This is a genomic window from Pseudescherichia sp. (genome assembly GCF_031979925.1).
Classification (GTDB): Bacteria; Pseudomonadota; Gammaproteobacteria; order Enterobacterales; family Enterobacteriaceae; genus Pseudescherichia.
The window spans coordinates 679,186-685,300 of record NZ_DALZFB010000001.1; the positions used below are offsets into that span (position 1 = coordinate 679,186).

6 protein-coding genes are annotated in these 6,115 nt (G+C 57.2%); 2 read left to right on the top strand and 4 right to left on the bottom strand.

All coding sequences use genetic code 11. The features are described 5' to 3' along the window. The first annotated feature begins 60 nt into the window (after nucleotides 1–60). Together ydfG and RTM13_RS03350 are read left to right on the top strand one after the other, a co-directional pair. Complete coding sequence (ydfG, locus tag RTM13_RS03345; protein WP_312210136.1) at nucleotides 61–807, top strand: bifunctional NADP-dependent 3-hydroxy acid dehydrogenase/3-hydroxypropionate dehydrogenase YdfG; 747 nt, start codon at nucleotides 61–63, stop codon at nucleotides 805–807. 90 nt (nucleotides 808–897) lie between these two features. Beyond that, the gene (locus RTM13_RS03350) at nucleotides 898–1,584 is read left to right on the top strand and encodes a GntR family transcriptional regulator (RefSeq protein ID WP_312210084.1); all 687 of its coding nucleotides are present in this window, start codon (nucleotides 898–900) and stop codon (nucleotides 1,582–1,584) included. Nucleotides 1,585–1,691: 107 nt separating this feature from the next. On the opposite strand, the gene RTM13_RS03355 is transcribed toward RTM13_RS03350, so the two are convergent. The 4 genes from RTM13_RS03355 to RTM13_RS03370 form a co-directional block, all read right to left on the bottom strand. Beyond that, on the bottom strand, nucleotides 1,692–3,158 hold the full coding sequence (locus tag RTM13_RS03355; RefSeq protein WP_312210086.1) for a mannitol dehydrogenase family protein: 1,467 nt from the start codon (nucleotides 3,156–3,158) through the stop codon (nucleotides 1,692–1,694). 169 nt (nucleotides 3,159–3,327) lie between these two features. Next, nucleotides 3,328–4,725, bottom strand: coding sequence for an MFS transporter (locus RTM13_RS03360; RefSeq protein ID WP_312210087.1), 1,398 nt, complete (start codon nucleotides 4,723–4,725; stop codon nucleotides 3,328–3,330). A gap of 48 nt (nucleotides 4,726–4,773) precedes the next feature. After that, nucleotides 4,774–5,793, bottom strand: coding sequence for a Zn-dependent oxidoreductase (locus RTM13_RS03365; protein WP_312210138.1), 1,020 nt, complete (start codon nucleotides 5,791–5,793; stop codon nucleotides 4,774–4,776). 13 nt (nucleotides 5,794–5,806) lie between these two features. Continuing rightward, nucleotides 5,807–6,115, bottom strand: a 309-nt coding sequence (locus RTM13_RS03370) for an enolase C-terminal domain-like protein (protein WP_312210089.1), incomplete at its 5' end; no start/stop codon positions are given.

Here is a 6,115-nt window from a genome sequence, read left to right on the forward strand (position 1 = left end):
CCGCAGGCTCTTAACCCATGCTATCGTAATAACACACAAAAAGCGTTGAGGAACAGAATGATGATTATTTTAGTAACCGGGGCAACGGCAGGGTTTGGCGAAAGCATCACCCGCCGTTTCGTTGAGAACGGTCATAAAGTGATTGCTACCGGCCGTCGTCAGGAGCGTCTGCAGACGCTGAAGGATGAGCTGGGCGATAGCGTTCTGACCCTGCAATTAGACGTGCGCAACCGCGCCGCTATTGATCAGGCGCTCACCTCCCTGCCTGCCGAATGGCGCGACATCGACGTGCTGGTCAACAACGCCGGTCTGGCGCTGGGCCTTGAGCCTGCGCATAAGGCCAGCGTAGAGGACTGGGAGACAATGATTGACACCAATAACAAGGGGCTGGTCTACATGACTCGCGCCGTGCTGCCGGGCATGGTAGAGCGCAACCGCGGCCACATTATCAATATCGGCTCCACAGCAGGCAGCTGGCCCTATGCGGGCGGTAACGTTTATGGCGCAACCAAGGCCTTTGTGCAGCAGTTCAGCCTCAACCTGCGTACCGACCTGCACGGTACGGCGGTACGCGTGACTAACATCGAGCCGGGTCTGGTGGGCGGAACGGAGTTCTCCAACGTACGCTTCAAAGGCGACGACGATAAAGCAGGCAAAACCTACGAAAACACCAACGCCTTGAGCGCAGAAGATGTGTGCGAAGCCGTCTGGTGGGTAGCGACCCTGCCGGAACACGTTAACATCAATACGCTGGAGATGATGCCGGTTAGCCAGACATGGGCTGGTCTGAGCGTGCATCGCGGATGATATTTCCCTCCCGGCCTGCGGGCCGGGTATGGGATGCAGATCAAATAGATGGTATGGTAGGCCAGTCACTATTCTATTAAGTATGAGCGCATGGCCGTCGAAACCCACCTTAATCCTGTATTGCCCGTCAATCAGCAGATTTACCGTATCCTGCGTCAGGATATCGTACATTGCCTGATCCCCCCCGGCACGCCATTGTCGGAGAAAGAGGTGTCGGTGCGGTTTGACGTCTCACGCCAGCCGGTTCGCGAAGCTTTTATTAAACTGGCAGAGAATGGTCTTATTCAGATCCGCCCCCAGCGCGGCAGCTACGTGAATAAGATCTCCATGACCCAGGTACGCAACGGCTGCTTTGTTCGCCAGGCAATTGAGTGCGCCGTGGCCCGCCGGGCAGCAACGCTGATCACCGACGGCCAGCGTTATCAGCTGGAGCAGAACCTGCACCAGCAGCGGATCGCCATTGACCACAAGCAGCTTGATGATTTTTTCCAGCTTGACGACGAGTTTCACCAGAAGCTGGCGCTGATTGCCGACTGCCAGCTGGCGTGGGATACGGTTGAGAACATCAAGGCAACCATTGACCGGGTGCGCTATATGAGTCTCGATCACGTCTCGCCGCCCGAGAAACTGCTGCGCCAGCATCAGGCTATCTTTGACGCGCTGGCGAAGCGCGACGTCGAGGGCGTGGATAGAGCAATGACCGCGCATCTGGAGGAGATCGGCGAGACGGTACAGCTGATCCGCCAGGAGAACAGCGACTGGTTTAGCGAAGAGTAGTCATCGGCTGTGGTGAGATGTAGGCCGGGTAAGGCGTTAAGCCGCCACCCGGCGTAACGGGCTGATGCGGCTATGTCGGGCGGCGCTTCGCTTGCCCGACCTACAATTTAACGCTGACTTTGGATGTATTGCGCCACGGTAGCTTTCGCCCCCTGCGCCAGCAGCTGCTGATAGGCCTGTTGCACCTGATCCACGAAAGCACGCTCCTGCGGCAGCTCCTTGCCAAAGATCGCTTCAATCCCCAGCAGCGCTAAGACGCGGGATTCACCCTCTTCACTGCCGTTGACCGCCTGCTGAATAGTTGGCAGAAGCGGATCGCTCACCTCAATCGCCTGCCCCTGTTCATCCACGCCGCCGACGTAGCGCATCCAGCCCGCCACGCCCAGCGCCAGCAGGGAGAAATCGCTGTTGTGCACCAGATGCCAGCGCACGGAGTCCAGCATCCGCTGAGGCAGCTTCTGGCTACCGTCCATGGCAATCTGCCATGTGCGGTGGCGCAGCGCCGGGTTGCTGTAGCGGGCAATCAGCAGATCCGCATAGTGAGCCAGATCGACGCCCTTCACCTTCAGGGTCGGTGCCTGCTCGTTTAACATCAGCGCGTGAGCGGCGCGGCGATAGTTTTCATCCTCCATACACTCGTTGATGTGCTGGTAACCGGCCAGATAGCCAAGGTACGCCAGGAAAGAGTGGCTGCCGTTGAGCATTCTCAGCTTCATCTCTTCAAACGGTACTACGTCGGCAACCAGCTCCGCGCCCGCCTTCTCCCACTCCGGGCGTCCGGCCACGAAGTTATCTTCGACTACCCACTGACGGAACGGCTCGCAGGCCACACCCGCCGGATCGCGTACGCCGGTCAGCTGTTCGATCTTATCCAGCGTATCGGCCGTGACGGCCGGAACAATGCGATCAACCATGGTTGACGGGAAGGTAACGTTCTGCGCGATCCAGTCGCCCAGTTCCGCGTTCACCGCCCGGGCGTAGGCGCAGACTACGTTGCGCACCACATGGCCGTTTTCTGGCATGTTATCGCAGGACATCACGGTAAAGGCCGGCAGGCCAGCGGCTTTACGGCGGGCCAGTGCTTCAACGATGACGCCCGGCGCAGATTTTGGCTGCTGCGGGTTTTGCAGATCGGCGACGATCAGTGGGTGATCGAGCATCAGCTCGCCGGTGGCTGGCGCATGACAGTAGCCCTTCTCGGTAATGGTCAGAGAGACAATCGCCACCTGCGGCTCACACAGCGCGGCAAAGACGGTTTCCAGGCCGTCGACCTGTGCGTGCAGCGCGCGTTTTACAACTCCTACGACGCGCGCTGTCCAGGCATCAGCGGACATCTCCGCCACGGTGTAGAGGTTATCCTGCTGCTTAAGATCGGCGATCTGCTGCTCGCCGCCGATCAGGTTGACCTCGCAGTATCCCCAGTCGCTGTTGTGTTCTGCCGCCAGGATATCGGTGTAGACGCCCTGATGGGCGCGGTGAAATGCACCAAAACCTAAATGGACGATACGCGGAACCAGTTTTTTACGATCGTACTGAGGAAGAGTTGCTTTTGCTTTTAATAGCCGGTTTTCCATGATTAAGACTCGTTAATTGGTTGACTACACTGACTAGAATGGCAGTAGAGAAAAGATGCCGTCTGCCACAAAGATACGTGAAGCGACGGCATTTATATTGATTTGTATTAACTTTTGCTTAATTGGTCTGATATCTTTTTAAAGCTATCAGACCACATTGCGGTGCCTGTTAATGGCGGCGAGAGGATGCCGCAGCATAGGCGTTGTGGTTGCCCAGCGAGCCCTGTTTAACCTGTGGCTCAGCGGCGTCTTCCAGCGTGCTCAGATCGCGGTCACGCACTTCCGGCATCAGGAATGCAGAGACCAGACCAATCAGGGAGTAGCAGATCATCATCGCCACGATTGGCCACCAGGAACCGGTCATGTTACAGAAGATACCTGCCAGCACCGGGCCAAAGCCGACCGCGACCAGACCGCCCGCCTCTTTTGAGATCGCCATCCGGGTAAAGCGGTTACGGGAACCAAACATCTCCGCCATGGTGATATTTTCCAGGGCGAACAGACCCAGCACGGCAAAGTTATGAATGATGATGATCGACATCATAATCACGCCTGGGGTGTAGCTGTTATCCACGATAATCGACAGCATCGGGTAAGCGAGGATAATGGCCGAGATGTTCAGCAGGATGTATGGCAGACGACGCCCAAACTTATCCGACAGCCAGCCCAGCAGCGGGATAGTAATAAACCCAAGGATAGAGCTGATCATCAGCGCATCGGTAGGGATGCTTTTATTAAAGAGCAGAGTTTGAACCAGATAACCGGCGAGGAAGGTCTGAATCAGACCCGAGTTGCCTGCCTGGCCGAAGCGCAGACCGGTTGCCAGCCAGAAGGATTTGCTCTTGAACATCGCGCCCAGAGAGCTCTCCTGTGGGTTGGCTTGGGCAGGGGCTTCCCCTTCGCTGACCTTCTCAAATACCGGGCTCTCCTTGAGGTTCATACGCAGCCAGATAGCGAAGATCATCACCACTACGCTCGCGAGGAACGGGATACGCCAGCCCCAGGCAACCAGCTCTTCCCGATCGAGGAAGAAGAACATTACCGCCCAGATAGCCGTGGCGCTCAGCGTGCCACAGTTAGTGCCCATCGCCACCAGCGACGAGATAATGCCGCGCTTCCCTTTCGGCGCGTACTCAGCCAGCATGGTTCCTGCACCGGAGATCTCAGCCCCCGCGCCGAGTCCCTGAACGATACGCAGGGTAACCAGCAGGATCGGGGCAAAAATACCGATCTGCGCATAGGTCGGCAGGACACCAATCAGGGTGGTGCAGATCCCCATCATGGTGATGGTAATAAACAGCACCTTTTTACGACCAACCCTGTCGCCCATTTTACCAAAGATAAATGCCCCAACAATGCGGGCAATATAGCCTGCGCCGTAGGTCCCCATCGCCAGAATCAACGCCATAGCGGCAGACTGCTCCGGGAAGAAAATCTCATGGAATACTAACGCTGCCCCCAGGGAATAAAGCTGGAAGTCCATAAATTCCAGCGCGGTGCCGAGCCAACCGGATACGGCCGCTTTCACCAGGTCTGAGGTCGATCTTTCATGTTGTGCTTGAGTCATAATGGCTATCTCTACAGGGTAAGATGTGGACCACGTATCGCAGTATTTTTATTCCCCGAACGTGAGCAGAACCTTGCAGCACTGCCGCTGGTCTTTTTCAAACAGTTCGATTGCGTCTGTGACGTGGTGATAGTCAAAAGCGTGGGTAATCAATTTATCTGGATCGATTAACCCCTTCTCCAGCCAGTCGATGACGACCGGGAATTTGTTGGCGTTCAGACGCGAGGAGAAGATCGACAGCTCTTTGCCGGTGATCCCCTGCTGAACAATCTGGCTCGGCTCGCTTGAAAAGCCCATCATTACGATGCGCGCCGCTGGCGACGCCAGAGTCACCGCCTCCTGCAAAATCGACGGGTGGCAAGCCGCGTCAATAATCAGCGTTGGCTTCACGCCTTTTTCTTCCAGTGCCTCCTGCAGCGACGATTTACCATTGTTGATCGTCCAGTCCGCACCGCTTTTTTCCGCCATCGCTAGCCGCTCTTCAATGCGATCGGTGACAATGACCTGCTTAACGTTGTACACGCCCTTCAGCGCCTGGACGGTGGTCAGTCCCATTGGGCCTGCGCCATAGACCAGCGCCACGTCCTGCTCGGTAGGGCTAACGTGCCCGGTTACCTGGGCGGCGATAGTAAACGGCTCGACCATCACGGCATGCTTATCCGGAATGGCGTCGGGAATAACCCAGGCATTCTTTGCCGGTACTGCCGCATACTCGCTAAAGCCGCCGTCACGATGGACGCCGAGCACCACCAGCGAGGTACAGACGTTGGGCTTGCCGACGGAGCAGGGATAGCAGTGACCGCAGCTGATCACCGGATCAACGGAGACCCGCTGACCTAGGCGCGCCTCGTCAACGCCCTCGCCCACCGCGTCGATGACGCCGAAGAATTCATGGCCGATCACCCGTGGATATTTGGCAAACGGGTTATGCCCGCGATAGATGTGGCTGTCTGAGCCACAGATCCCGGCAAGTTTGATTTTGACCCGTACTTCACCTGCGGCTGGCGTCGGCATCGGACGCTCTTCAATGACCAGCTCGTTCGGCTTCTGGATAACAATGCTCTTCATCATCAACTCCTTTTTACCAGTTCCACAACGTGCCGTCTTCGAGGCGGGCGACCGGCAGATAGGCGGGGTCATAGGGGTATTTCGCCGCCAGCTTCTCGTCAAACTCAATGCCGAGACCAGGCTTTTCGCCAGGATGCATATAACCGTTGTCGAATCTCCAGCTGTGCGGGAAGACCTCGAGCATCTGCTCGGAGTAGCCCATGTACTCCTGCACGCCGAAGTTCGGCACCCACAGGTCGAAGTGCAGCGCCGCCGCGTGGCAGATCGGCGAGAGATCCGACGGGCCGTGAGAGCCGGTACGCACCTGATAGAGCGAGGCGAA

Coding starts and splice junctions, on each gene's coding strand:
- ydfG (WP_312210136.1), top strand. CDS start 61: ATGATTATTTTAGTAACCGGGGCAACGGCAGGGTTTGGCGAAAGCATC.
- RTM13_RS03355 (WP_312210086.1), bottom strand. CDS start 3,158: ATGGAAAACCGGCTATTAAAAGCAAAAGCAACTCTTCCTCAGTACGAT.
- RTM13_RS03360 (WP_312210087.1), bottom strand. CDS start 4,725: ATGACTCAAGCACAACATGAAAGATCGACCTCAGACCTGGTGAAAGCG.
- RTM13_RS03365 (WP_312210138.1), bottom strand. CDS start 5,793: ATGAAGAGCATTGTTATCCAGAAGCCGAACGAGCTGGTCATTGAAGAG.
- RTM13_RS03350 (WP_312210084.1), top strand. CDS start 898: ATGGCCGTCGAAACCCACCTTAATCCTGTATTGCCCGTCAATCAGCAG.